This window comes from Streptomyces sp. NPDC031274, from assembly GCF_055570235.1.
Genome location: NZ_JBVIHP010000006.1, coordinates 335,846 through 361,072 on the forward strand (window position 1 = coordinate 335,846; position 25,227 = coordinate 361,072).

Genomic DNA, 25,227 nt, shown 5'->3' on the forward strand with positions numbered 1-25,227 from the left:
TCGTCAATGACCCTGGGGGACGCGGATCACGCAGTCCTCCAGGTGGTCGTCGACCAGACCGCAGGCCTGCATCAGCGCGTACGCCGTGGTGGGGCCGACGAACCGGATGCCGCGCTTCTTCAGGTCCTTGGACAGGGCCGTGGACTCGGGCGTGATGGCCGGTACGTCGGCCAGGGCGGCCGGGGCCCTGCGCGATGCCGGGTCCGGGGCGTGCGACCAGATGAGCTCGTCGAGCTCGCCGTCGGCCCAGTCGACGAGCACGCGCGCGTTGGCGAGAGTCGCGTCCACCTTGGCGCGGTTGCGGATGATGCCGGGGTCGGCGAGGAGCCGCTCCCGGTCGGCATCCGTGAACCGGGCGACCTCGGCGATCTTGAACCCGGCGAAGGCGGCACGGAAGCCCTCGCGGCGGCGCAGGATCGTGATCCAGGAGAGGCCCGACTGGAAGGCCTCCAGGCAGAGCCGCTCGTACAGGGCGTCGTCCCCGTGGACCGGGCGGCCCCACTCCTCGTCGTGGTACGCCACGTAGTCCTCGGTCGAGAGGCCCCAGGGGCAGCGCAGTCTGCCGTCCGGTCCCGCCACCGCGTCGCCGCTCACTGGCCGTTCTCCTCTTCGACAGCGTCCTTCGGGGTTTCCTGGCCCTGGGGCGTCGTCGCCGGGGCGTGCGTCTTGAGGAAGAGGCCGGGTCCGCCGACCGCGGTGGCCTGGGCTCCTGCGAGTGCCGCCTCAAGCTCCGCGATGTGGGCGTCGCGCTCGGCCAGTTCGGCGGCGATGCGGCCGAGGGCGTCGTCGACGTCCACCATGCGATAGCCGCGCACGGTCAGCGGGAAGCGCAGTGCCTCCACGTCGGCGCGGCGCAGGGCGCGGTCCGGTGGCAGCGGGTCGGTGAACCGCTCGGCCGGCACGTCGGGCAGCGCGGCGCGCTCCCCGCCGCCGACCACGGCAAGCGTCACCGCGCCGACCACCACGACGAGGGCGACGACCAGGAACAAGAACAAGACCATCTCTTCAGGCCCCCACGCTCGACTGCCGTGCTCAAACTGTCAGGGTCTGATCGTGCCATGCGCCTGTGACAGTTAAGGTCGCAGGCGGCCGGACCACGGCCCCGACAGAGAGGCTCACAGGGGATGCTCAGGCTTGGCAGGCGTGAATTCGACGCACACGAGCCGGTGATCATGGCGATCGTGAACCGGACCCCTGACTCGTTCTACGACCAGGGCGCCACGTTCCGCGACGAACCCGCGCTCGCCCGCGTGGAGCAGGCGGTGTCGGAGGGCGCCGCCATCATCGACATCGGTGGGGTCAAGGCCGGTCCCGGTGAGGAAGTCACGGCGGACGAGGAGGCGCGGCGGACGGTCGGCTTCGTCGCCGAGGTGCGCAAGCGCTTCCCCGATGTCGTCATCAGCGTCGACACGTGGCGGCACGACGTCGGTGAGGCGGTCTGCGAGGCGGGGGCCGACCTCCTGAACGACGCGTGGGGCGGGGTCGACCCCCGGCTCGCGGAGGTGGCCGCGCGCCACGGAGCGGGCCTGGTGTGCACGCACGCCGGTGGCGCCGAGCCGCGGACCCGACCGCATCGGGTGACGTACGAGGACGTCATGGCCGACATTCTCTCGGTCACCCTGGGCCTCGCCGAGCGCGCGGTCGCGCTCGGGGTGCCGCGTGAGTCCGTGATGATCGACCCCGGGCACGACTTCGGGAAGAACACGCGGCACTCCCTTGAGGCGACGCGGCGGCTCGGGGAGATGGTCGGGACCGGATGGCCCGTCCTGGTGTCCCTGTCCAACAAGGACTTCGTCGGCGAGACGCTCGACAAGCCGGTCAAGGAGCGCGTCCTGGGGACCCTGGCGACGACCGCGGTGTCGGCGTGGCTCGGGGCGCAGGTGTACCGGGTGCACGAGGTCGCGGAGACCCGGCAGGTGCTCGACATGGTCGCGACGATCGCCGGACACCGGGATCCGGCTGTGGCCAGGCGAGGGCTGGCGTAAGGGCACGCGCCCCGGCCGGGACTGGCGTAAGTACACGTGGCGCGGCGAGGGCCGGCGCAAGGACGGAGGAACGACCGCCGGGCGTGCGGACGGGAAGCCGCCCGGCGGGGCCGGACCGGCTGCCTACCGGCCGACTTCCTTGGTCACCAGGGCGACCGCCTCGTCCACGTCGTCAGTGATGTGGAAGAGGTGCAGATCGCGCTCCGCCGCCTTGCCGCCCGCGATCACCGTGTCGCGGAGCCAGTCGACGAGCCCGCCCCAGTACTCGGAGCCGAAGAGCACGATCGGGAAGCGGGTCACCTTGCGGGTCTGGACGAGGGTGAGGGCCTCGAAGAGCTCGTCCAGGGTGCCGAGGCCGCCGGGCAGGACCACGAAGCCCTGCGCGTACTTCACGAACATGGTCTTCCGTACGAAGAAGTAGCGGAAGTTCACGCCGATGTCGACGTGTTCGTTGAGACCCTGCTCGAAGGGCAGCTCGATGCCCAGGCCGACGGAGACGCCCTTGGCCTCGCGCGCGCCCTTGTTGGCCGCCTCCATGGCACCGGGGCCGCCCCCGGTGATCACGGCGAAGCCCGCGTCGACCAGGGCCTTGCCGATGCGGATGCCCGCTTCGTACTCGGGCGAGTCGACCGGTGTGCGTGCCGAGCCGAAGACGCTGATGGCGCTGGGGAGTTCGGCGAGCGCGCCGAAGCCCTCCACGAACTCCGACTGGATGCGCATGACCCGCCAGGGGTCGGTGTGCACCCACTCGGACTCGCCCTCGGCGTCCGTGTCGAGGAGCCGCTGGTCGGTCGTGCCGGAGGTGATCTGCTCACGACGCCGCACCACAGGCCCCAAGTGCTGCTCCTCCGGCGGGCCCTGCCCCTCTGGACTACCCATGAACGTCCCCTTCCGCTGACGGTCTTGCTCGACGTGCCTCTTCAGCGTAGGTCCAAGGGCGTTACAGACGACGCATCCTTGTGGGAACTCAGGATGTCAGCCAGGCGCTCAGCCGCTTCTCGGCCTCCGGGATCAGCGAGACCTGCACGCGCTCGTCGATCTTGTGGGCGAGCAGCGGGTTGCCCGGGCTGTAGTTCACGGCGGGCACGCCGAGCGCGCTGAAGCGGGAGACGTCCGTCCAGCCGAACTTGGGCTTCGCCTCGCCGCCGACCGCCGCCATGAAGGCCGCGGCTGCCGGGTGGTCGAGGCCGGGGCGTGCCCCGCCGGTGTGGTCGTCGACGATGAACTCGTCGATGTCGCAGTCGGCGAAGTAGTCGCGCACGAAGGCGAGTGCCTCGTCCTCGGAGCGGTCCGGCGCGTAGCGGAAGTTGACGGCCACGGTGCACTCGTCGGGGATGACGTTGGTCGCGACGCCGCCCTCCACGCTGACGGCGTTGAGGCCCTCGTGGAACCGGAGGCCGTCGACCACCGGCGTGCGCGCCTCGTACGCGGCGAGCTTCGCCAGGATCGGCGCGGCCTTGTGGATGGCGTTCGAGCCCATCCACGCGCGCGCGGAGTGCGCGCGCGTGCCCTTCGTCTTCAGGAGGACCCGCAGCGTGCCCTGGCAGCCGCCCTCGACCTGGTTGTCCGTCGGCTCCAGGAGGATCGCGAAGTCGCCCGCGAGCCAGTCGGGGTGCGCCTCTGCGACATGGCCGAGGCCGTTGAGATGGGCGGCGACCTCTTCGTTGTCGTAGAAGACGAACGTGAGGTCGCGGTTCGGCTCGGTCACGGTCTGCGCGATGCGCAGCTGGATGGCGACGCCCGACTTCATGTCGCAGGTGCCGCAGCCCCACAGGACACCTTCCTCGTCCAGGCGCGAGGGCACGTTGTCCGCGATCGGGACCGTGTCGATGTGCCCGGCGAGGATGACGCGCTCGGCCCGGCCCAGGTTCGTGCGCGCCACCACGTTGTTGCCGTGCCGGTCCACCGTGAGGTGCGGCAGGCCGCGCAGGGCGGTCTCGATCGCGTCCGCGAGTGCTTTCTCCTCGCCGCTCGGCGACGGGAAGTCGACCAGCTGGGCGGTGAGCGCGGCGGCGTCGAGGGTGAGGTCGAGCGGCGTGTCGTGTGAGGTCTGGGCCATGGCTTCGACCCTAACGCCACTAGGGCCTCGCCCTGCCCGTGGCCTCCAGTACCTTGGTCGCGTGCCTGAGCCCCGCACCCTCGTCCGGCACGGTCGCCTCGTGCGTATCGGGGCGGCCGTCGCGGTCCTTCTCGCCCTCGTGGGTTACGTGGTGGTGCAGTACGTCTTCGGGGGCAGGGCCGCTCCACGCTGCACGGTCGTCTCGGGCAACGGCGACGGGGCGTCGTTCGAACTCGGCGCCGACCAGGCGCAGAACGCGGCGACGGTCGCCGCCGTGGGCACGTCGCGCGGCATGACGGAGCGCGCGGTCACGATCGCCCTCGCGACGGCCCTGCAGGAGTCCGGCCTCCGCAATGTCAGCCACGGTGACCGGGACTCGCTCGGCCTCTTCCAGCAGCGGCCTTCGCAGGGCTGGGGCAACGCGAAACAGATCATGGACCCGGCGTACTCGGCGGCGCGTTTCTACGTCCATCTCAAGGACATCCCCGGCTACTCACGCCTGCCCCTGACCGTCGCCGCCCAGCGCGTGCAGCGCAGCGGCTTCCCCCAGGCGTACGCGAAGCACGAGCCGGACGCCGTGCTGCTCACCGCCGCACTGGCCGGCCGCGCCCCCGCCACCTTCACCTGCGAGGGCCGCACGGCCGCAGAGCCCGGCGACCCGGCGAAGGTGCGGGCCGCCCTGGTCCGCGACTTCGGCCGCGACGTGGCGCTCACGAGGGGCCGCGGCGGCACGGTCACCGTGCCGGTGGACGCCATGGCGGGAAGCGCGGAGGGCGGAGCCGGGCAGCGGGGCTGGGAGCTCGCGCACTGGGCGGTGGCCCAGGCGTCCACGCTCGGCATCGAACGCGTCTCGTACGGTGGCCGGGAATGGAGCGCCGCGAACCCCGGCAAGGAATGGCGCATGCCGGGCAAGGCGGGCAAGACGGGCGCGGGCGGGCGGCACGGCGGGGCCGGGACCGGCACGAACGCGGTTCGAATTGTCCTTGGTCAGTAGTACGGATGATCACTCGATCGGGCCACGCTGATCACTCACGGGCGACCTGCCACCCAGGCTTCCGCGCACCCCTCCCCGTACATGCCAAACCCCTTGCGGACCAAGGGGATTAACGATTCAGCAGGCTCGCACGGCGCAGTCCCTTTGCCCGTTTTTATCCACAGCTGATTATGCGATGCATTGCTAATTCTTTACGTTGGGCCACCGCAACCTTCGAGGGCTTCGAGCGGTAGTCACTGCGTCCAAGCGCCGGGCCCCATCCGGCCGGACACACCAACGTTCTCTCCCGTCTGAAGGAGCATCATGTCCCTCCCCCTGACCCGTCGGATCGCCCGCGCCGCGCTGCTCATCGCAGCGGGGGCGGCTCCCGTGGTCGGTGCGGCCGGCTCCGCAAGCGCCGCCGAACTTCCGGCCACCCCCGACCTGGGCGGTGTGACCGCCCTGGACGGTGCCAACCTGGGCAACACCGTCGACGGCGCGGCCCAGAGCAGCACCGGTCTCGCGGGTGAGACCGGCAGCAAGGCCGTGAAGAAGGGTGTCCCGACCGCGGGCAGGGTCGTCGGCACGACCGCCAAGACCACGACCCCCGTGGCGCAGAAGGCCGCCGGTGACCTCGCGGGCAACGCCGGCAACACGGTCGGTGAGACCGCGGGCACGGCCACCAAGGACGGTCTGCCCACCGACGCCGTCGGCGAGGGCCTGCCGACCGACTCGCTCACCAAGGGCGGCCTGCCCACCGACCAGCTGCCGGTCAAGAGCCTGCCGCTCGGCTGACCGTCACGCACACGCGAGGAGGGCCCGGAGCCACTGGCTCCGGGCCCTCCTCGCGTGCCGCCCGCTCTCGCCTCAGGCGAGCCGCTCGACCGCCGCGGCCACGCGCTCGTCCGTCGCCGTCAGCGCGACGCGTACGAAGCGGTCGCCCGCCGAGCCGTAGAAGTCACCGGGGGCCACGAGGATGCCGAGGTCCGCGAGGTGGCCGACCGTGTCCCAGCAGGACTCGTCACGGGTCGCCCAGAGGTAGAGGCTCGCCTCGCTGTGCTCGATGCGGAAGCCGTGCCGGAGCAGGGCGTCGCGCAGGGCGGTGCGCCGGGCCAGGTACCGCTCGCGCTGCTCGCGCACGTGCTGGTCGTCGCCGAGCGCCGCGACGACCGCCGCCTGTGTCGGGGCGGACGTCATCATGCCGCCGTGCTTGCGGATCTGAAGCAGTTCGCCAAGGACGTCCGCGTCACCGGCGACGAACGCCGCGCGGTAGCCCGCGAGGTTCGACCGCTTGGAGAGCGAGTGGACGGCGAGGATTCCCTCGTACGAACCACCGCACACGTCCGGGTGGAGGACCGAGACCGGCTCCGCCTCCCAGCCGAGCTCCAGATAGCACTCGTCGCTCACGAGGAGCACCCCGTGCTCGCGCGCCCAGGCGACTGTGCGGGTCAGCTCTTCCTTGGACAGGACTCGACCGGTCGGGTTCGACGGCGAGTTGAGCCAGAGGAGCTTGATGCCCGTCGGGTCGAGGTCGGTCGGGTCGTCGTAGGCGACGTACTCGGCGCGGGCGAGGCGGGCGCCGACCTCGTACGTCGGGTAGGCCAGGCGCGGGTAGGCCACGACGTCACCCGGGCCCAGGCCCAGCTGGGTCGGGAGCCAGGCCACCAGTTCCTTGGAGCCCACGATCGGCAGCACGTTGCGGTGCGTGACCTCGCGCGCGCCCAGGCGCCGCTCGCACCAGCCGGTGATCGCGTCACGCAGCTCGGGCGTGCCCCAGACCGTCGGATACCCCGGTGAGTCCGCCGCCGCGACCAGCGCTTTCTGGATCAGCTCCGGAACCGGGTCGACCGGGGTGCCCACCGACAGGTCGACGATGCCGCCGGGATGGGCGGCCGCCGTGGCCTTGTACGGCTCGAGCTTGTCCCAGGGGAAGGCGGGAAGGCGGCCGGAGAGACCGGAGACTACGGACACGTGCTGACTCCCGTAATGCGTGGGTGGGCAATGCCCGTGGGTGGGCAAATGCCTCGGCCCCGTACAGCGACAGTGCCGTACGGGACCGGGGCGGCGCTTCAAGCAGCCGTTACTGGTTCTGCGGCGGCAATGCGGCGATGAAGGCGTGGTCGCGCTCGATCAGGCCGAGCTTGCTGGCACCACCGGGCGATCCGAGTTCGTCGAAGAACTCGACGTTCGCCTTGTAGTAGTCCTTCCACTCCTCAGGAGTGTCGTCCTCGTAGAAGATCGCCTCGACCGGGCAGACCGGTTCACAGGCTCCACAGTCGACGCATTCGTCCGGGTGGATGTACAAGGACCGGGAGCCCTCGTAAATGCAGTCGACCGGGCACTCCTCGATGCACGCCTTGTCCTTGACGTCGACACAAGGCTGCGCGATGACGTAGGTCACGCTGTCGTTCCTCCTCGATACGGGCGTTGGCGGGCCGTCTTCAGGCTCCGCTCGCCTGGCGCGCGGGAGCGCGGCGTCGTCGATGCCCACCTCTAGTATCTCCGTTCCCGGGCATGATCCGAACAGGAGGGGCGTACAGAGCTGTGGAATTCACCGCGGGCGGACGGCTTGAGGTCCGCATCACCCCTGCTGACGTGGGCAAACGAGTGTCGGTACGCCGCCTGAACCAAAGGACTGGGCCGGGGATCAAGTTCACTGACACGGTGGGTGTTCTCACATCGTGGAACGACGGTGTGGTGCTGATCACACGACGCGACGGTGAGCGTGTCAGCTTCGAGGAGAGCGCTCTGGTGGCGGGCAAGGTCGTTCCCGCGGCCCCGGCCCGCAGGCGCGGCCCCGCGGCGTCCTACGCGGAACTGGCCCGGGTCTGCGCGCGCGCCTGGCAGCCCGTCGAGAGCGAGCGGCTCGGCGAGTGGGAGCTGCGGGCGGCAGTTCAGGAGGGGCCGCGCGAAGCGCGTCGTGGAGGGGCGGTGGTCGGGCGACGGGTGGGCTTCACCCGGCGGGCCAACTCGGTGCTGCCGCTGGGCGATCCGGGACGGCCCCTGGACGAGGCTCTTACGTACGTACGCCAGTGGTATGAGGAGCGGGGGCTGCCCGCGTACGTGCAGACCGCGACCGGCGCCGAAGGCACCCAGGAGCTGCTCTGCGCGGAGCTCGAGGAGCGGGGCTGGGAGCGCGAGGTGAGCGCGCAGCTCCATGTCGGTGCTCTCGCGCCGCTCGGCGATCCGGACCTGCCCGAGGCGGCCGTGGAACGGGTGCGCCTCTCGCGGTCCTTCGACGAGGCGTGGCTGCGGCGTTACAAGCGGTTCAAGGTGCTGGGACCTCATGTGCTCGAGGTGCTGGCGGGCGGCCCCTCGGTGTGGTTCGCTTCCGTGCCCGGGGCCTCTTTCGACGAGGGGCCCGCGGCGATCGGGCGGTGCGTCGTGGACGGGCGCTGGGCGGGATTCATGGCGGTCGAGGTGGATCCGGCGCACCGAAGGCAGGGACTGGCGACCGCGGTGATGGCCGCACTGTCCCGGCAGGCGCTCGCCGAAGGCGCTTCGGCGGCCTGGCTCCAGGTCGAGGACGACAACGAGGGTGCGCGGGCGCTGTACGGCAATCTTGGCTTCGCCGCGCACCACACGTACCACCACTATCGATACCCGTCGGCTCGGTAGCTTCTACCGGTCGGCTCGGTAAGTAAGGCACGAGGCACGCATGCACGAGGAGTCAAGAACCGCCGCGTCCCGGCGGCGTTTCGCCGAGGAAGCCAGGTCGGAGCGGCCCGACCTGTCCCTGCTCTGCCTCCTCCTGAGCGCGGAGGCGGACCCCGAACTCGGTGACGACGGCATCGACGCGGCGCAGATCGATCTTGACCGGCTCGCCGGGCAGGTGCCCTACCGCCCTGGTGGGGCACGGGAGTGGGCGGGGGCGCTCGCCGAGCTCCTCGGCGCTCGGTGCGGGTTCATGGGAACGCCCGCCGACTACCAGCGCCTGGAGTCCTCCCTCCTGCACGAGGTGCTGCGGCGCCGACGCGGCCTGCCGATCCTGCTCTCGGTGGTGTGGATCGAGGTGGCGCGCCGGGCGGGCGCGCCCGTCTACGGCGTCGCGCTGCCCGGTCACTTCGTGGTCGGCTTCGGCCCCCGTGACGAGCAGGTGCTCACCGACCCGTTCGCCGGCGGGCGGCTCCTGACGGGCAAGGACGCGGAGCAGCTCGTCGCCGGGGCGTCGGGCGGCACGGTGTCCCCCTCGATGCTGACGCCCACCGATCCGCTGAACATCGTGCTGCGGATCCTCAACAACATCCGCGCGTGGGCGGCGGCCCGCCCCGAGCGCTCGGACGTCGCGCTCTGGGCCGTCGAACTCTCCCTCCTGCTGCCCGCGCACCCGGCTCGCCTGCGTTACGAGCGGGCCCAACTCCTCGTACAGCGCGGTGACTTCCTCGCGGGCGCGGCAGAGCTGGAGACGTACGCCGACGTGGTGACTGCGGTGGAGCCGACCACCGCTGACCGCGTACGGGACCAGGCGCGGGCCGCCCGGGCGATGCTCAACTAGAGACCCGCGGCGGACTAGAGGCCCGCAGCGGTCGACCAGGCCGGGGCCTTCCACCGCGGGCCAACGCGGTCGACAAGGTCCTCAAAAAGGGGCCCGGACGTATCCCTGACCGACGGGGGCGACAGCGCGAGGTAGATCGGAGCGCTATCGATCGGCCGGGCAGGGCACGAAGGACCTATGCACCCCCAATCCCCGGAGCGGCGATACCTCTTCGCCGATCAGGCCCGGTCCGCGCGGCCCGATCTCGCGCAGCTGTGCCTGTTGATCGGAGCGGAGGCGGACCCGGATCTCGACGACGCCGGCATCCGCGCGGCGCGGCACATCCTCGACCGGCTCGCCGACCAGCTCGCCAAGCGGTTGGCCGAGCGACCGCCGGACCAGGCCGACGGCCCCCTGTCCTGGGCACTCGCGCTGTCCGAACTCCTGGGCGCGCGCTACGGGTTCAAGGGCAGGCCCGGCGACTACCAGCACCTTCGCTCCTTGCTGCTGCACGAAGTGCTGCGCAGGCGCAGAGGCCTGCCCATCCTCCTGTCGGTGGTGTGGATCGAGGTGGCCCGGCGCGCGGGCGTCCCCGTCCACGGGGTGGCCCTGCCCGGCCACTTCGTGGTCGGCTTCGGCGCGCGCGACGAGCAGGTCCTCGCCAATCCGTTCGCCGGAGGTCCCGTACTTCCCTACCCGGACGCGGAGTTACTGGTGGCGGGCGCCACGGGCGCGCCGCTCGTGCCGTCGATGCTGAGCCCCGCGGGGCCCCTCGACATCGTCCTGCGCGTCCTCAACAACGTCCGCGCGTGGGCGGCGGCCCGCCCCGAGCGCTCGGACGTCGCGCTCTGGGCGGTCGAACTCTCCCTCCTGCTGCCCGCGCACTTGGATCGACTGCACTACGAGCGGGCCCAACTCCTCGTACAGCGAGGTGACTTCCTGACCGGTGCCATGGAGATCGAGACGTACGCCGACGCCCTTGCCGCCAGCGACGAGGTGACCGCGGTGCGACTGCGCCGGGAGGCGCATGGTGCGCGGGCGATGCTGAACTGAGGGAAGCGGCAGGGCGGTTCAGAGCCAGCCCTTGTCCCGGGCGACGTTGACCGCCTCGGCGCGGTTGCGTACGGCCAGCTTCTGGATGGCCGTGGAGAGGTAGTTGCGGACCGTGCCCGCGGAGAGGTGCAGGGCCGTCGCCAGTTCGGCGTTGGTGGCGCCGTCCGCCGCCGCGCGCAGGACCTCGCGCTCGCGGTCGGTCAGCGGGTTCGCTCCCCCGGCGAGCGCCGCCGCCGCGAGCGTGGGGTCGATGACCCGGTCGCCCGCGAGGACCTTGCGGATCGCGTCGGCGAGCTGGGCCGCGGGCGCGTCCTTGACCAGGAAGGCGTCGGCGCCTGCCTCCATGGCGCTGCGGAGATAGCCGGGGCGGCCGAACGTGGTGAGGACCACGATCTTCAACTCGGGGAACTCCGCGTGGAGTTCGGCCGCCGCCTCGATGCCCGTCCTGCCCGGCATCTCGATGTCGAGCAGCGCCACGTCCACCGCGTGCTCGCGCGCCGCGGCGAGCACCTCGTCGCCGCGGGCCACCTGGGCCACCACCTCGATGTCCGGCTCAAGGCCGAGCAGCGCCGCAAGCGCCTCGCGGACCATCGACTGATCCTCGGCGAGGAGCACCCTCACGGCGGCGCCCGCACTGTTCGTACTCATGCGGAGGATCCTAGAGCCGAAGATCCCGAGGCGGAGCCGCCGGTCCCGCCACCCGCGCCCTCGTCCAGCGGCTCCGTGGGCTCCGTGGGCTCCGTGGGCTCCAGCGGCACCCGCGCCGTGAGTCGGAAACCCCTCCGCGCGCCGGGCCCCACGTCGAGGACACCGCCGACCGCCTCCACGCGCTCGGTCAGGCCCGTCAGACCGTTGCCCTGGGCGGCGGCAGAACCGCCTGTGCCGTCGTCCTCCACCGACAGTTCGATGACAGGGCCGTCCAGGGTGTGCCGGGACGTGAACGCCACCGTGCAGCGGCGCGCACCGCTGTGCCGCACGACATTGGTCACCGCCTCGCGCAGCGCCCAGGCCAGCACCGTCTCCCCCTTCTCGCCGGGCAGCACCGCGGGCGCCTCCAGCGGTACGTCGGCCACGACACCGGCGGCGGTGAGCGCCGTGCGGGCACCCGCGAGCTCGCCGGTGAGGGTGCGCCTGCGGTAGCCGGAGACCGCCTCGCGCACGTCCACCAGGGCCTGGCGGCTGACCTGCTCGATGTCCGCCACCTGCTGCGCGGCCTTGTCGGGGTGGACCGGGAGCATCCGCCCGGCCAGCTCGCTCTTCAGCGTGATCAGGGAGAGCGAGTGGCCCAGGAGGTCGTGCAGATCGCGGGCGAGCCGCAGCCGCTCCTCATTGGCGGCCAACTGGGCGACGGTGGCCCGCGCCTGGCGCAGCTCGATCGTCGTACGGACCAGCTCGCGCACCCCGGTCATCGCGAAGCCTGCCAGGACGGTGAGAACGCCGAGGCTGCCGAGCAGGTCCGCCACGCTGTCGGTGCGCAGACCGACCAGGATCATCACGCCGGTGACGGCCGGGATGGCCCACGCCGCGTGCCGCATCGGAAGCACGGCCCCGGCGGACACGGCCACGTACACGAAGAGCCCCAGCCAGGGCGTGCCGAAGGCGAAGGAGAGGGTGACGGCCAGCACGATCAGCACCCCGAACGACACGTGCACCACACGCCACTCGAACACCTTGGAGGTGTAGCGGAAGACCAGGGTCAGATAGCAGAGCACGAAGGCCACGAGCCCCAGCCAGCCGAACACCTTGGCCGCGCCGCCGCGGTCCGCCCGCAGCAGGTCCTGCACCGGACTGGCCAGGAAGACCAGCCAGATCCCGATCCACAGCGACTTGGTGAGCAGCTGACGGCGGTCCGCCACGGGGCGGCCGAAGCTCTTCAGGGGGTGGCCGGGCTCGGCGCAGTCGGTGTCGTTCACGCCTTCGATGTGTCCTTCCGGTACAGCCATGCCGCGCCGCCGGCGAAGAGGACGAAGTACCCGACGAGGAGCGCGATGTCCTTCGTGTGCGGGGCGTCGCCCAGTTCGATGGCCTGTCCGAGGGCAGCGTACGCATGCGTCGGCAGCCAGGTGGCGATGGAGCTCAGCCACTGCGGGAAAGTGGCCGTGGGCATCCACAGGCCGCCGAGCACGGAGAGCCCGAAGTACACGATCATCGTGATCGGGCGGACGGCGTCGCCGGTCGCGAGATAGCCGATGGCCACGCCGAGCGCGGCGAAGCAGAGGCTGCCCGCCCAGATCGCTCCGGTCAGGGCCAGCCACTGCCAGGCATCGAGGCGTACGTCCTTGACCGCCGCGGCGACCACGAACACCACGACGATCGAGGGCAGGCTGACCACGGCGGCGCTCGCGGTCTTCGCGATGACGTAGCCGCGCCCCGGCAGGCTCGTCAGACGCAGCTGGCGGACCCAGCCGCTCTCGCGCTCCTTGGCGATGCGCTCGCTGTTGCCCATGAGGACGGCGGTGAGCGCGCCGAACGACGCCATCGACACCATGAAGAAGGCGGGCAGCGCGAGCCCCGTGTCGCCCACCATCTCCGTGCTGTCCTGGCCGCCCGCGATGATCAGGAAGAGCATCGAGGGGTAGATCACCGAGAAGAACAGGAACTTCTTGTTGCGCAGGGAACGGATGATCTCCAGCTTGGTCAGCGTCATGCCTTGGCCTCCTCGGCTGCGGTGATCGCCACGAAGGCCTGTTCGAGGCCGAGGCCCGCGACCTCAAGATTGCGGGGGTAAAGGCCGAGCCCGTACAGCGCGTGCACGGTGGCGTCGGCGTCCGTCGACTGGAGCCGTACGGTGTGGCCGGACACGTCGGCGGCGGTCAGGAACGGCAGTGCGCGGAGCTTCTCCGTGAGCGCGGTGTCCGTTCCGGGGAGCCCTGACTCCGGGAGCCCTGACTCCGGGAGCCCTGACTCGGCGAGCTCGGACTCGGCGAGATCGAGCTCGGGGAGATCGAACGAGATCTTCCGCGCCCCGGCCTTCGCCTTGATCTCGGCGGCCGTGCCGTCCGCGAGGAGACGACCGCGGTGCAGGACGAGGACCCGGTCCGCGATCGCGTCGGCCTCCTCAAGGTAGTGCGTGGCGAACAGGACCGTACGGCCCTGGTCCGCCTGTTCGCGCATGGTGGCCCAGAAGGCCTGGCGCACGGTGACGTCCATGCCGGTGGTCGGCTCGTCCAGGACGATCAGGTCGTTCGCGCCCGCGGTCGCGAGTGCGAAGCGGACGCGCTGTTCCTGGCCGCCGGAGAGCTTGTCGACCTTCCGGTCGGCGAGCTGGGTGAGGCCCGCCGCGGCCAGCACGTCGTCCGTGCGGTAGGGCCTGGGGTGCAGATCGCAGGCGAGCCGCACCAGCTCGCGGATGGTGACCTCCCCCATCAGGCCGCCGCTCTGCAACATTGCGCCGACCCTGCCCGCGGTGATCGCCTCGCGCGGGCTCGTGCCGAAGACCCGCACGGAGCCGCTGTCCGCGCGCCGCAGGCCGAGGAGAAGGTCGAGGGCGGAGGACTTGCCCGCGCCGTTCGGCCCGAGGAGCGCGACCGTCTCGCCGGGGTGGAGGTCGAGCGTGAGGTCGTCCACCGCGCGGACGTCCCCGTAGCTTTTGGTCACCTTCTCGAAGCTCACCGCGGTGACGGGCGGTGCTGCGGTCGTCGTCATGTGGTCCATCGTCGCCAGAAGGCGGTCGATGGCGGCAGTGTCGTGTGTGCCGAGTGCGGGATGACAGATGTCATGTCGTGCCGTGCCGTTTCGTGTCATGCCGTGCCACGGCATGCGTAAGGCCGGGCGGTTCACTCCTGTGAACCGCCCGGCCTCCGCCTGCCCAGATGTACCGGATGTACCGGATATACCGGCTGTACGAGAATCAGCCGGTGTGTACGGGAATCAGCTGCCGTTGGTCTCGATCACGCCGATCCGCTCCGCCGGCGTCTTGCCGATCAGCGCCTTGTTCATCGCCTGAGCCACGTCCGTCGGCTGGACCGGCGTCTTGTCGCCGTTGCCGCGCTGGATCAGGATGCCGTCGAAGACGTTGCCGTAGAGCTTCTTGAGCTCGGCGGTGTTGTAGTGCACCTGCAGCGTGCCGTTCTTCAGCACCTGCGTCTCGAGCACCTTCGGCAGCGACTTGGCCGGGCCGAACGGAATCGACGCGTTGCCCGCCTTGATCGTGACGTTGGAGGACATGGCGGGCTTCGCGAAGCGCGTCATGAACTTGTCGACCTCGGCGTTCGCGACGGTCGGCTTGCGCGTGGTGGTGGGCACCTGGACCGTGCCCGCGCTGCCGGTCGCGACCTGCTTCTCGTACGCCTGCGAGACGGCCTTCGTCGACGCGGCGACGTCGATGCCCTTGCCCTCCTTGCCGTACACGGGGACGGCCTTGCCGGGCACGAACTGGACCGAGCCCTCCTTGGCCGAGCCCGAGCCGCCCGCGGCGCGCTCCAGGGCGGCCGCCAGCTTCTCCTCGTCCACGGGCATGACCGGCTCGGCGACGCGCTCGCCGCCGAAGAGCGATCCGATCACCGAGACGGGGTTGTAGTCACTGCCCGCCGCCTCGCGGACGGTTGCCTGGCTGTCCAGGGTCAGGCCCGCCTGGTCCGGCTTGAGCGTGACCGCTTCGCCGTCGACCGACAGCTTCAGGGGCTTGGTGACGCGCTCGCCGATCTCCGCGTCGAGCTTCTTGACGGCCTCGTCTCGCGTACCGCCGCCGATGTCGACGCCGAGCACGGTGGTGCCCTTCGGTACGTCGGCGTGGTTCATCAACAGACCGGCGCCGTAAGCACCGCAGGCGACGACGACCACGAGGGCGCCCACGAGAACGAGCTTGTTGCGCCCCTTCTTCTTGGCCGGGGCCGCGGCGACGGGCACGTTCGGCTGCACCGGCTCGGGCAGCTTGGGCGGGGTGTGCGGCACGGGTCCGTCGGTCTGCGGGCCCGCGGGGAACGGTGAGTTCTGTGCGGGCGGTACGACGGGGATGCCGCTGGTCAGGGTGTCGCCGGAGACGTTCGTACCGGGCGAGGGCGCGCTCGGGCCGCCGGGGATGGAGCCGGGGCCGCCGTGCACCGGGCCCGCCTTCTGCGGGGTGAGGATGGCGGTGTCGTCGCCCATGACGGGGGCGCCCGTGCCCGCGCCCGAACGGGCGGCGGGGTTGGCCGGGTTGGGGCGCTTGCCCGGGTTGCCGGGGCCGCCCGAGTTCGGCGGGGCCATCGGGTTCGCCCGGCCTGCCGGATTGGCCTGGTTCGCCGGGTCGGAGGGGTTGGCCCGGGCGGCCGGGTTCGGCGCCATCGGGCCGTCACCGGTCACCGGTCCGCTGGTCGGGCCCGAGGGACCGCGGGCACCGTCGCCGCCTACGCCTCCCGCGCCTCCTGCACCTCCCGTGCCTGCGGAGAAGTACGGCAGGTCCCCGCGCTGAGGGTCGCCGCCGCCCTGCGGCGCACCCGCGCCGAGCGGGCCCGACGCCACAGCACCGGACACGTCGAAGGAGCCCGTACCGGAGCCGCCCGCTCCAGAACCAGCGGACGGACCGGTTGACGGACCAGTTGACGGACCGGTCGACGAACCAGCGGACGGACCGGCGGACGAACCGGCCGCCCCGGACATGCCGTTCCCGCCGATGGTGCCGCCGCTCTTGCGCGGCGCGAACCAGTCGCTCGTCTTCTCCTCCGGCGCTGCGGCAGGGGACGAAGGACCGGCGGCGGACGGCGCGGCGGGCGCGGAGCCCGAACCGGACGTCCCGGCGGAACCGGAACCCCCGGCACCGTTCGCGGACCCCGGACGCCCCGCGCCGTCCCCGGCGTCGGATCCGTCCGCGGCGCGGCCCGTGTCCTGCGGACGCCGCGCGTTCACGTCGCTGCTCGCGACGGGCGTGCGCATGACGACCGGCGGGATGGGCCGCGACCCGGGGATGTTGATCCGGACGCGCGTGGTCAGCGTGGTCTCGGTCTTGGGCTCGTCGGGCCGCTCTTCGGCGGCCTGCCGCTGCGCGCCCTCCACGGCACCGTCCGACCCGGCGCCCTGCGCCGGGGAGCCGTACGGCGGCGTCCCCGAGGGGTAAGCGGCTCCACCGCGCCCCTGGGGCCCGGAGGACGAACTGTCAGTTTCACGACTCAAGGCAGGTTCTCCCGGTTGGCTCCGCCGCCCGTCTCGACCTCACTCGGGCGGCTCGGCGGCGCGCACCACCATACTGGCCGCCGTCGGCACTCATTCTGTGACCGCCGTCAAACCCGTGTGGGACACGGGCTGAAGTGGTACGTCACTTGCCAAGTCGGGCGGCGGGCCCGCCTGGTTGCGGCCGCAGACCGAGGGTGGCACACATCACAGCGACCGCCATTCCGCCGAGCAGGAAGGCGTACGAACCAAGTCCGGCGCCGAAGAGGAAGTCCCCCTCGGGCCGACTGGCCGTGAGCAGTATGACGGCGACGAGCCAGCCCGCCGCCGGCGCCACCGCCCCCGCTCTGCCGCCGATGGCCCGCACCCCTCCGTGGAAGAGTCCGGCGGCCCCGACGAGCGCGAGCAGCAACCCGCCCGGGAACCAGCCCCCTTGGACGAGCGCGCCGGCCACGCCGACGGCCGCACCGAGCACGAAGAGCCCCGCACAGGCGGCAAGACGGCCGAAATCGAGCGGCTGGGCGAGCGCGCTGCCCCCCGGGGGCGGAGTCACGGAGGACGACCCCCCGGAAGACCTGGAAGACCCGGAAGACCTGGAAGACGGCCCCGCGGACGATGTCGCACGCGAACGAGTACTCACAGCGCCGTCACCCCTCCGTGCCCCGCACCGCGCACCGCGCCGTCGAGCCCCGCGAACAGGTCCGTCTCACGCTCGCCGTCCACCGCACCGGCTACTCCTCGCACCAACTCGTAGTACTCCACATCAAAGATCGGCTGCGCGAGCCCGTTCGACAGGACGAAGAGCGGGCCCTGCACCTCGATCTGCGTGGCGTGCGCGCGCATCGCCGCCGCCTTCGCCTGTGCGAAATCCGTCCCGTCGATCTCCGCCGTGATCCGTTCGTCGTCCGTCACACCTGGCACGTCCGCGACCACACCGGGGGTCGTGAACGGAGAGTGCCGCAGGGCGCCCTCCATCCACCGGAACCGCTCTTCGACGACGGAGCGCGGCGCACGGTTCCAGTAGATCTTGTCGATGGTGTGCGGCGCGCCGAGATCCGCGCGGAAGGCGCCCTCGGCCGCGAGGTCCGCGGCGCGCATCGCGACCCGGTGGGCCTGGATGTGATCGGGGTGGCCGTATCCGCCGTCCGGGTCGTACGTCACCAGGACCTGCGGGCGCACCTCGCGGATCACCTCGACGAGGTCCGCCGCCGCGGCGTCGAGATCGGCGGACCAGAAGGCGCCCGCCCGGTGGTTCTGCTCGATGCCCATCATCCCGGAGTCGCGGTAACGCCCGGTGCCGCCGAGGAAGCGGTGGTCGGTGACCCCCAGCTCCTTCATCGCGGCGGCCAGCTCGCCGATGCGCTGCGGGCCGAGCACGTCCTCGCGGTCGGCCGCGAGATGGGCGAGCTCGGGCGGGATGACCTCGCCCTCCTCGCCCAGCGTGCAGGTCACCAACGTGACATGGGCACCGTCGGCCACGTACGCGGCCATCGTCGCGCCATTGTTGATCGACTCGTCGTCGGGGTGCGCGTGCACGAGCAGCAGACGCCGGGCGGGCAGTTCCGTCATGGGACCACCCTACGAGCACCCCGCGCACTGATCAGAACGTACTGCGCACCGATCAGAACGTGCCGCGAACGGATCAGAACTTAATGTCGCCGATCATCCCCGCCACGTTGGTCGTCAGCTCGTTGATCGTCGGCGCGATGGAGGAGCTCGCCAGATAGAAGCCGAGCAGTACACAGACGATCATGTGGCCGGCTTTCAATCCTGACTTCTTGATCAGCAAGAAGACAATGATCGCCAGTAGCACCACCGCCGAAATCGAGAGTGCCACGACGGTCACCTCCAAGTCCCAGACCCTGCACCAGTGCGGACGCCAGCAGGTACATACCCACTAAGCGCTACGGATCATAACTATCCGTGGGTCCGCATGAGTCGGAGCACGGCAGCACAAGGGGGCGCATGCCCCATAGGCTCGGAGGATGACCACCGAGACGCCCGCCACCGCCGGGCACGCCGAGAGCCAGACGCAGCGGCTCTCCTTCCCTCGCCTGCACGCCCGCACGCAACGCTTCACTCTCGGTGCGCCCCGCGCGTTCACGGTGGCGCCTGACGGGTCCCGCATCGCCTTCCTGCGCTCGTCGTCCGGCACGGACCGGGCCAACCAGCTCTGGGTCCTCGACCTTGAGGACGGCGCGGTCGAGCGGGTCGCGGCCGACCCCGGGGCGCTCCTGAAAGGCGCCACCGAGCGCCTCTCCGCCGAGGAACGCGCCCGCCGTGAGCGCAGCCGCGAGGGCGGTGCGGGCATCGTGGGGTACGCGACGGACTCGGCGGTGGAACTCGCCGCCTTCACGCTCTCCGGGCGGCTCTTCGCGGCGGAGCTGCGCGCGGGCACGGCACGCGAACTGCCCGCCCCCGCCCCGGTGATCGACCCCCGCCCCTCGCCCGACGGCCGCCACATCGCGTACGTCGCCGAGGGCGCCCTGCGGGTCACGGGCGCCGACGGGACGGGCGACCGTGCCCTCGCCGCGCCGGAGCCGGACTCCGCCGAGAAGGAGACCGTGACGTACGGCCTCGCGGAGTTCATCGCGGCCGAGGAGATGCAGCGTTCGCGGGGCTTCTGGTGGTCGCCCGAATCGGACCGCCTCCTTGTCGCACGCGCCGACGACGCCCCTGTGCGGCGCTGGTGGATCGCCGATCCGGCGCACCCCGAGACGGAGCCCACGCGGGTCGCGTACCCGGCGGCGGGCACGGCCAACGCGGATGTACGCCTCTTCGTCGTGACCCTGGACGGCGCGCGCACCGAGGTGATGTGGGACCGCGCCCGCTACCCGTATCTGGCGCGGGTGCACTGGTCGTCGGCCGGGGCGCCGCTGCTCCTCGTCCAGTCCAGGGACCAGCTCAGCCAGCTCTACCTGGCGGTCGACCCGGACGACGGATCGACCCGTATGGTGCACGCGGAAGAGGACCCGCAGTGGCTGGAACTGTTCCCCGGCGCCCCCTCCTGGTCCCCCAGCGGCCGCCTTGTGCGGATCGTGGACGAGGGCGGCGCGCGGGTCCTGGCCGTAGGCGAACGCCCACTCACGGGACCCCAGTTGCACGTTCGCGCGGTGCTCGACGTGGCGGACGACGATGTCCTGATCTCGGCGTCGGCGGGTGCGGCCGCCCCCGTCCCTGAGACCGGCGAGGTGCACGTCTACCGCGTCAACGAACTGGGAGTCGAGCGCGTCTCCGCCGAACCCGGGGTGCACTCGGCGGTGCGCGCGGGCGGCCTCACGGTCCTCGTGTCGGCCACCCTCGACCAGCCGGGCGCCCGTGTCCAGGTACTGCACGAGGGCAAGCAGGTGGCGACCGTCGCCTCATACGCACAGCATCCGGGGCTCACACCGCGCGTGACTCTCACCGAGGGGGGCGCACGCAAGATCCCGTGCGCCGTTCTGCTCCCCAGGGACTACGAGGAGGGCTCGGGCCCGCTGCCCGTGCTCCTCGACCCGTACGGCGGCCCGCACGGCCAGCGGGTCCTCGCCGCCCACAATCCCTACCTCACGTCCCAGTGGTTCGCCGACCAGGGTTTCGCGGTGGTCATCGCGGACGGCCGGGGCACTCCGGGGCGCTCCCCCGCCTGGGAGAAGGAGATCCGGCGGGACTTCACGCTCACCCTGGACGACCAGGTGGACGCGCTCCAGGGCCTGGCCGCGTCCTTCCCCCTCGACCTCGACCGGGTCGCCATCCGGGGCTGGTCCTACGGCGGTTACCTCGCCGGGCTCGCGGTCCTGCGCCGTCCCGACGTCTTCCACGCGGGGGTGGCGGGGGCGCCGGTGACGGACTGGCAGCTGTACGACACGCACTACACGGAGCGGTACCTGGGAAACCCCGGTGAGGACCCCACGCCGTACGCCCTGAGCTCTCTGGTCACCGAGGAGGGCCTCGTTACGCCCGAGGTGCCGCACCGCCCTCTGATGATCGTGCACGGCCTCGCGGACGACAACGTGGTGGTGGCGCACGCGCTGCGCCTGTCGTCGGCGCTGCTGGCGGCCGGCCGCCCGCACGAGGTGCTCCCGCTCTCCGGGGTCACGCACATGACTCCGCAGGAACAGGTGGCGGAGAACCTGCTGCTGCTTCAGGTGGACTTCCTGAAGCGCTCGCTGAACCTGGCGTAGGCGCGGCGATCGGCCGGGGCGACATGGCGAACCCCGGCCGATCTACGGCACCCGCACGGCCGTACGCGGCTCAGCCTGCCGGGTGCGTATATCGCGGGGGCGACGGGGTGGTTGCCCGCGTGTTAAGCACATCACCGGCTCCGCCGAGCTTGTCGGGGGTCCAGGGGGCGGAGCCCCATGGTTTCGGGTTCGGGAAGGGGCGGGATCGGGGAAAGCCCCGCAGGGCCCCCTACGGAACCACTTGCTTCTCCTCAGCGAAGTGACAAGCCGAGTCGTGCGCGGCGGGCCCCCCGTCAAAGCGGAACTCCGCCGGAACGGCCAGCTCGGGCACCTCCAGCGCACACCGCTCCCGCGCCTTCCAGCACCGCGTGCGAAACCGGCACCCCGACGGCGGATTGGCGGGCGAAGGCACATCCCCGCTCAGGATGATCCGCTCCCGGTGCTCCCGCGCCGCGGGATCGGGCACCGGCACGGCGGAGAGCAGCGCCTGCGTGTACGGATGCGTCGGATGCTCGTAGATCTCCTCGTCGGAGCCGATCTCGACGATCCGCCCCAGGTACATCACGCCCACCCGGTCGGAGATGTGCCGCACGATCGACAGGTCGTGGGCGATGAACACGTACGACAGGTCGAAGTCGTTCTGCAGCTGGTCGAGGAGGTTGACGACCTGCGCCTGCACCGACACGTCGAGCGCGGAGACCGGCTCGTCGGCCACGATGATCTCGGGCCGCAGCGCGAGACCCCGCGCGATCCCGATCCGTTGGCGCTGGCCGCCGGAGAACTGGTGCGGATAGCGGTTGATGTACTCGGGATTCAGCCCGACCACGTCAAGCAGCTCCTGCACCCGCTGCCGCCGCGACCCCTTGGGAGCGACCTCGGGATGGATCTCGTAGGGCTCCCCGATGATGTCGCCGACCGTCATACGGGGATTGAGCGACGTGTACGGATCCTGGAAGACCATCTGGATGTTGCGGCGCACGGCCTTCAGCGCCCGCCCGGAGAGCTTGCTGATGTCCTCGCCCTTGTAGCGGATCTCGCCCGCCGTGGGCCGCTCCAGATTCACCAGCATCTTCGCGACCGTCGATTTCCCGCAGCCGGACTCCCCCACGATGCCGAGCGTCTCGCCCCGCCCGAGGTCGAAGTCGACGCCGTCGACGGCCTTGACCGCGCCGACCTGCTTGCGGATGACGATGCCCTGGGTGAGCGGGTAGTGCTTGACCAGACCTCGCACCTGGAGGATCGGCTCACGGCCCGACGCCGATCCGTGCGCGGCGAAGTCGTTCTCGGCCCGCGCCTTGTCCATCAGCTGCCGTGCGGTCTCGCCCTCCTCCTCAAGCTGCTTCTTGCTGACGTGCTCACCGTGCGGCATCGAGCGTCTCCTTCCAGAAGTGGCAGGCGCTCCGGCGGTCGGCGGCGAGGCCGTCGTACGCCACGTCATAGAGCGGCGGCACATCGGTCCTGCAGACGTCCTGTGCCATCGGGCAGCGGGGGTTGAAGGCGCAGCCCGGCGGGATGTGCATGAGGTTGGGCGGCAGGCCCTTGATCGCGTAGAGCTCCTGGCCCTTCTGGTCGAGGCGCGGGATGGATTCCAGGAGGCCGCGCGTGTACGGGTGCGCGGGGGCCCTGTAGATCTCGTGGACGGGGGCCTTCTCGACGATGCGGCCCGCGTACATGACGGCGATGTTGTCGGCGACGTCCGCCACCACGCCCAGGTCGTGGGTGATGAGGATCAGGCCCATGTGCAGCTCGCGCTGGAGCTCGGCGAGGAGGTCCATCACTTGGGCCTGGACGGTGACGTCCAGGGCCGTCGTGGGCTCGTCGGCGATGATCAGCTTCGGTTCGAGCGCCATCGCCATGGCGATCATGATGCGCTGGCGCATGCCGCCGCTGAACTGGTGCGGGTACTGCCCGACGCGTTCCTTCGCGGCCGGGATGCGTACCCGGTCCATCAGCTCGATCGCCTTGGCCTTGGCGTCCTTGCGGGACATCCCCTGGTGGACGACGTACATCTCACCGAGCTGCTGGCCGACGCTGAGCACGGGGTTGAGGGACGACAGGGCGTCCTGGAAGATCATCGCCATGCCCGCGCCACGCGTCTTGCGCCGCTCCTCCGTCTTGAGCTTCAGGAGGTCCTGGCCCTTGAAGAGGATCTCGCCGCCGGTGATCTTCCCGGGCGGCATGTCGAGGATGCCCATGATGGCCTGCGCGGTCACGGACTTGCCGGACCCGGACTCGCCGAGCACGGCGAGCGTCTCGCCCTCGGCGACGCTGTAGTCGACGCCGTTGACGGCCTTGGCGACGCCGTCCCTGGTCCTGAACTCCACGTGCAGATCGCGCACTTCGAGCAGCTTGGACGCCCCCGGGGCGGACGCCCCTGATGCCTCGGATGCCACGGTTGCCATGGGCGCCTACCTCAGCTTCGGGTCGAGGGCGTCGCGCACCGCGTCGCCGAGCATGATGAACGCGAGCACGGTGATCGCAAGGGCTCCCGCGGGCCAGAGCAGCATGTGCGGGGCGTTGCGGATGTACTGGGATGCGGCCGAGATGTCGATGCCCCAGCTCACGGTCGGCGGCTTCAGACCCACACCGAGGTACGAGAGGGTCGCCTCCAGGGCGATGTACGTGCCGAGCGCGATGGTGGCCACCACGATGACCGGCGCGATCGCGTTCGGCGCGATGTGCCTCAGCAGCATCCGCGAGTTGGAGGCGCCGAGCGCGCGCGCCGCCTGGACGTAGTCGTTCTGCTTGGCGGTGATCACGGATCCGCGGGCGATGCGCGAGAGCTGCGGCCAGCCGAGGAGCACCATGAAGCCGATCACCGGCCAGACGGTGCTGCTGGTGACGACGGACAGGAGCACCAGGCCGCCGAGCACGACCGGGATGGCGAAGAAGACGTCGGTGATCCGGGAGAGGATCGCGTCCCAGACCCCGCCGAAGAACCCCGCGAGCCCGCCGAGCACGCTGCCCAGGATCGCGACACCGAGCGTGGCGCAGACGCCGACGGTGACCGAGGCGCGGGCTCCGTAGACGGTCCGCGTGTAGACGTCGCAGCCTTGTCCGTCGAAGCCGAAGGGATGGCCCGGCTGGGAGCTCTGTTCCCTCTTCGCCAGGTCGCAGGAGAGCGGGTTGCCGGAGGCGATCAGGGACGGCCAGATCGCGATGAGCACCAGGAAGAGGACGACGAGGCTCGAGATGATGAAGACCGGGTTGCGGCGCAGTTCGCGCCAGGCGTCGGACCACAGGCTGCGGGCGGGGACCGAGGGATCGGTTCCGCCCGGTCCGCCGGGGTCCTTCTCCAGGGTGGTCCCCTCGGTCGCCGCGAGGTCCATCGCGCCCCCGGCACCGGTCGGGGCGATGGACCCGTCTTGCTCCTGCGGTTCAGGCATAGCGGATCCTCGGGTCGAGTACGGCGTACAGCAGGTCGACGACCAGGTTGGCCACCAGGAAGACCAGGACCAGGACGGTCACGAAGCCGACGACGGTCTGGCTGCTCTGGCGGAGAATCCCCTGATAGAGCTGGAATCCGACACCGTGGATATTGAAGATCCGCTCGGTGACGATCGCACCGCCCATCAGTGCGCCGATGTCCGTGCCGATGAAGGTGACCACCGGGATGAGTGAATTGCGCAGCAGATGCCGGGTGATGACGCGGCGCCTCGGAAGCCCCTTCGCGATGGCAGTACGGACGTAATCGGCGCGACGGTTCTCGGCGATGGAGGTGCGGGTGAGACGGGTCACGTACGCCAGCGACACCGAGGCGAGAACGAGCCCCGGCACGATGAGTTCGTTGACGGGCGCCTCCGAGGAGACGGAGGGTTTCATCACCCCCCATTCGACGCCGAGGAGCAGCTGTAGAAGCAGGCCGGTGACGAAGGTGGGAATGGCGATGACGACGAGCGTCAGAAGCAGGACGACGGTGTCGACGGGACGCCCGCGCCGCAGCCCGGTCACGACCCCGAGCGAGATTCCGATGACGATCTCGAAGACGATGGCGACGAGGGTCAGCCGAATCGTGAGCGGGAAGGCCGTCGACATCAGCTCGGTGACCTTCTGCCCGTTGAAGGCGGTACCGAAGTCACCGGTGAAGACATTGCCCATGTACGTCAGATACTGCTGCCACACGGGCTTATCGAGGCCGAACTCCTTCTTCAGCTGGACGGCCGTCGCGGGATCGCACTTGCGGTCCCCGCACAGGCCCGCGATGGGGTCGCCCATCACGTTCACCATCAGGAAGATCAGCAGCGTCGCGCCGAAGAAGACCGGGATCATCTGCAGCAGACGCCGGATCACATAACGTCCCATGAGGGGCTCCGGAAGTAATGGGAGCGGGGGGGGGGGGGGGGGGGGGGGGGGGGGGGGGGGGGGGGGGTGGGTGGGGGGGGGGGGGGGGGGGGGGGGGGGGGGGGGAGGGGGTGTCGCCCACGAGAGAGAAA

Annotated in this window: 25 protein-coding genes; 7 read left to right on the forward strand and 18 right to left on the reverse strand. The window is 71.0% G+C overall.

The window, feature by feature from the left end; genetic code table 11:
- Positions 1 to 3: 3 nt before the first annotated feature.
- Positions 4 to 594 carry a DNA-3-methyladenine glycosylase I gene (locus tag ACZ5CR_RS13325; RefSeq protein ID WP_468856841.1) on the reverse strand — a complete coding sequence of 197 codons (591 nt, stop codon included), beginning with the start codon at positions 592 to 594 and terminating at the stop codon, positions 4 to 6.
- Positions 591 to 1,001 carry a DivIVA domain-containing protein gene (locus ACZ5CR_RS13330; protein ID WP_468856843.1) on the reverse strand — a complete coding sequence of 137 codons (411 nt, stop codon included), beginning with the start codon at positions 999 to 1,001 and terminating at the stop codon, positions 591 to 593. Before ACZ5CR_RS13330 ends, ACZ5CR_RS13325 begins: the two co-directional genes overlap by 4 nt.
- A 123-nt stretch (positions 1,002 to 1,124) precedes the next feature.
- Here ACZ5CR_RS13330 and folP point away from each other — a divergent pair, with 123 nt between their 5' ends.
- Positions 1,125 to 1,985 (forward strand): dihydropteroate synthase, encoded by an 861-nt coding sequence (gene folP / locus ACZ5CR_RS13335; protein ID WP_468856844.1) that lies wholly within the window; start codon positions 1,125 to 1,127, stop codon positions 1,983 to 1,985.
- 123 nt (positions 1,986 to 2,108) lie between these two features.
- Here folP and ACZ5CR_RS13340 read toward each other — a convergent pair whose 3' ends face one another.
- Both ACZ5CR_RS13340 and dapE read right to left on the reverse strand, forming a co-directional pair.
- Positions 2,109 to 2,864, reverse strand: a complete 756-nt coding sequence (locus ACZ5CR_RS13340; RefSeq protein WP_389903547.1) for an LOG family protein — start codon at positions 2,862 to 2,864, stop codon at positions 2,109 to 2,111.
- An 88-nt stretch (positions 2,865 to 2,952) separates the two neighbouring features.
- Positions 2,953 to 4,044 carry a succinyl-diaminopimelate desuccinylase gene (gene dapE, locus ACZ5CR_RS13345; protein ID WP_468856846.1) on the reverse strand — a complete coding sequence of 364 codons (1,092 nt, stop codon included), beginning with the start codon at positions 4,042 to 4,044 and terminating at the stop codon, positions 2,953 to 2,955.
- Positions 4,045 to 4,105: 61 nt separating this feature from the next.
- Between dapE and ACZ5CR_RS13350 the strand changes: the two genes are divergently transcribed.
- On the forward strand, positions 4,106 to 5,038 hold the full coding sequence (locus ACZ5CR_RS13350; RefSeq protein ID WP_468856848.1) for a VldE C-terminal domain-containing protein: 933 nt from the start codon (positions 4,106 to 4,108) through the stop codon (positions 5,036 to 5,038).
- A gap of 303 nt (positions 5,039 to 5,341) precedes the next feature.
- Positions 5,342 to 5,812: an ATP-binding protein gene (locus ACZ5CR_RS13355; RefSeq protein WP_389903554.1), complete on the forward strand. Its 471-nt coding sequence runs from the start codon at positions 5,342 to 5,344 to the stop codon at positions 5,810 to 5,812.
- A 72-nt stretch (positions 5,813 to 5,884) separates the two neighbouring features.
- Here the strand turns inward: ACZ5CR_RS13355 and ACZ5CR_RS13360 are convergent, their stop codons facing one another.
- Together ACZ5CR_RS13360 and fdxA are read right to left on the reverse strand one after the other, a co-directional pair.
- The gene (locus ACZ5CR_RS13360; RefSeq protein WP_468856851.1) at positions 5,885 to 6,988 is read right to left on the reverse strand and encodes a bifunctional succinyldiaminopimelate transaminase/glutamate-prephenate aminotransferase; all 1,104 of its coding nucleotides are present in this window, start codon (positions 6,986 to 6,988) and stop codon (positions 5,885 to 5,887) included.
- Positions 6,989 to 7,097: 109 nt separating this feature from the next.
- Positions 7,098 to 7,418 (reverse strand): ferredoxin, encoded by a 321-nt coding sequence (fdxA, locus tag ACZ5CR_RS13365; protein WP_030573070.1) that lies wholly within the window; start codon positions 7,416 to 7,418, stop codon positions 7,098 to 7,100.
- Positions 7,419 to 7,561: 143 nt separating this feature from the next.
- Here fdxA and ACZ5CR_RS13370 point away from each other — a divergent pair, with 143 nt between their 5' ends.
- The 3 genes from ACZ5CR_RS13370 (at position 7,562) to ACZ5CR_RS13380 (ending at position 10,544) form a co-directional block, all read left to right on the forward strand.
- On the forward strand, positions 7,562 to 8,635 hold the full coding sequence (locus tag ACZ5CR_RS13370; RefSeq protein WP_468856853.1) for a GNAT family N-acetyltransferase: 1,074 nt from the start codon (positions 7,562 to 7,564) through the stop codon (positions 8,633 to 8,635).
- Between the two features lie 40 nt (positions 8,636 to 8,675).
- A complete protein-coding gene (locus ACZ5CR_RS13375) occupies positions 8,676 to 9,512 on the forward strand; it encodes a transglutaminase family protein (RefSeq protein WP_468856855.1) in 837 nt (278 codons plus the stop codon).
- A 177-nt stretch (positions 9,513 to 9,689) separates the two neighbouring features.
- Positions 9,690 to 10,544: a transglutaminase family protein gene (locus ACZ5CR_RS13380; RefSeq protein WP_468856856.1), complete on the forward strand. Its 855-nt coding sequence runs from the start codon at positions 9,690 to 9,692 to the stop codon at positions 10,542 to 10,544.
- A gap of 18 nt (positions 10,545 to 10,562) precedes the next feature.
- Here ACZ5CR_RS13380 and ACZ5CR_RS13385 read toward each other — a convergent pair whose 3' ends face one another.
- The 8 genes from ACZ5CR_RS13385 to ACZ5CR_RS13420 form a co-directional block, all read right to left on the reverse strand.
- Complete coding sequence (locus ACZ5CR_RS13385) at positions 10,563 to 11,192, reverse strand: response regulator (RefSeq protein WP_468856858.1); 630 nt, start codon at positions 11,190 to 11,192, stop codon at positions 10,563 to 10,565.
- A complete protein-coding gene (locus tag ACZ5CR_RS13390) occupies positions 11,189 to 12,457 on the reverse strand; it encodes a sensor histidine kinase (RefSeq protein ID WP_468856861.1) in 1,269 nt (422 codons plus the stop codon). The genes ACZ5CR_RS13385 and ACZ5CR_RS13390 overlap by 4 nt, the downstream gene beginning before the upstream one ends.
- Complete coding sequence (locus tag ACZ5CR_RS13395) at positions 12,454 to 13,191, reverse strand: ABC transporter permease (RefSeq protein WP_468856864.1); 738 nt, start codon at positions 13,189 to 13,191, stop codon at positions 12,454 to 12,456. The genes ACZ5CR_RS13390 and ACZ5CR_RS13395 overlap by 4 nt, the downstream gene beginning before the upstream one ends.
- A complete protein-coding gene (locus ACZ5CR_RS13400) occupies positions 13,188 to 14,198 on the reverse strand; it encodes an ABC transporter ATP-binding protein (RefSeq protein WP_468856935.1) in 1,011 nt (336 codons plus the stop codon). Before ACZ5CR_RS13400 ends, ACZ5CR_RS13395 begins: the two co-directional genes overlap by 4 nt.
- Before the next feature lie 216 nt (positions 14,199 to 14,414).
- Positions 14,415 to 16,634, reverse strand: coding sequence for a hypothetical protein (locus ACZ5CR_RS13405; RefSeq protein WP_468856866.1), 2,220 nt, complete (start codon positions 16,632 to 16,634; stop codon positions 14,415 to 14,417).
- 142 nt (positions 16,635 to 16,776) lie between these two features.
- A complete protein-coding gene (locus ACZ5CR_RS13410) occupies positions 16,777 to 17,184 on the reverse strand; it encodes a DUF6113 family protein (RefSeq protein ID WP_468856869.1) in 408 nt (135 codons plus the stop codon).
- Between the two features lie 83 nt (positions 17,185 to 17,267).
- On the reverse strand, positions 17,268 to 18,200 hold the full coding sequence (mshB, locus tag ACZ5CR_RS13415; RefSeq protein WP_468856871.1) for an N-acetyl-1-D-myo-inositol-2-amino-2-deoxy-alpha-D-glucopyranoside deacetylase: 933 nt from the start codon (positions 18,198 to 18,200) through the stop codon (positions 17,268 to 17,270).
- Positions 18,201 to 18,273: 73 nt separating this feature from the next.
- Positions 18,274 to 18,468, reverse strand: a complete 195-nt coding sequence (locus ACZ5CR_RS13420; RefSeq protein WP_389903579.1) for a hypothetical protein — start codon at positions 18,466 to 18,468, stop codon at positions 18,274 to 18,276.
- A 148-nt stretch (positions 18,469 to 18,616) separates the two neighbouring features.
- Here ACZ5CR_RS13420 and ACZ5CR_RS13425 point away from each other — a divergent pair, with 148 nt between their 5' ends.
- Positions 18,617 to 20,794, forward strand: coding sequence for a S9 family peptidase (locus tag ACZ5CR_RS13425; protein WP_468856874.1), 2,178 nt, complete (start codon positions 18,617 to 18,619; stop codon positions 20,792 to 20,794).
- A 229-nt stretch (positions 20,795 to 21,023) separates the two neighbouring features.
- Here the strand turns inward: ACZ5CR_RS13425 and ACZ5CR_RS13430 are convergent, their stop codons facing one another.
- From ACZ5CR_RS13430 to ACZ5CR_RS13445, 4 genes are read right to left on the reverse strand one after another with little or no spacing between them, the layout of a single operon-like run.
- Entirely contained in the window at positions 21,024 to 22,097 is a 1,074-nt protein-coding gene (locus tag ACZ5CR_RS13430) for an ABC transporter ATP-binding protein (RefSeq protein WP_468856938.1), read from the reverse strand.
- 52 nt (positions 22,098 to 22,149) lie between these two features.
- Positions 22,150 to 23,196: an ABC transporter ATP-binding protein gene (locus ACZ5CR_RS13435; RefSeq protein ID WP_468856875.1), complete on the reverse strand. Its 1,047-nt coding sequence runs from the start codon at positions 23,194 to 23,196 to the stop codon at positions 22,150 to 22,152.
- Positions 23,197 to 23,202: 6 nt separating this feature from the next.
- Entirely contained in the window at positions 23,203 to 24,180 is a 978-nt protein-coding gene (locus tag ACZ5CR_RS13440) for an ABC transporter permease (protein WP_468856877.1), read from the reverse strand.
- Positions 24,173 to 25,096 (reverse strand): ABC transporter permease, encoded by a 924-nt coding sequence (locus tag ACZ5CR_RS13445; protein ID WP_468856879.1) that lies wholly within the window; start codon positions 25,094 to 25,096, stop codon positions 24,173 to 24,175. Before ACZ5CR_RS13445 ends, ACZ5CR_RS13440 begins: the two co-directional genes overlap by 8 nt.
- Positions 25,097 to 25,227 lie beyond the last annotated feature (131 nt).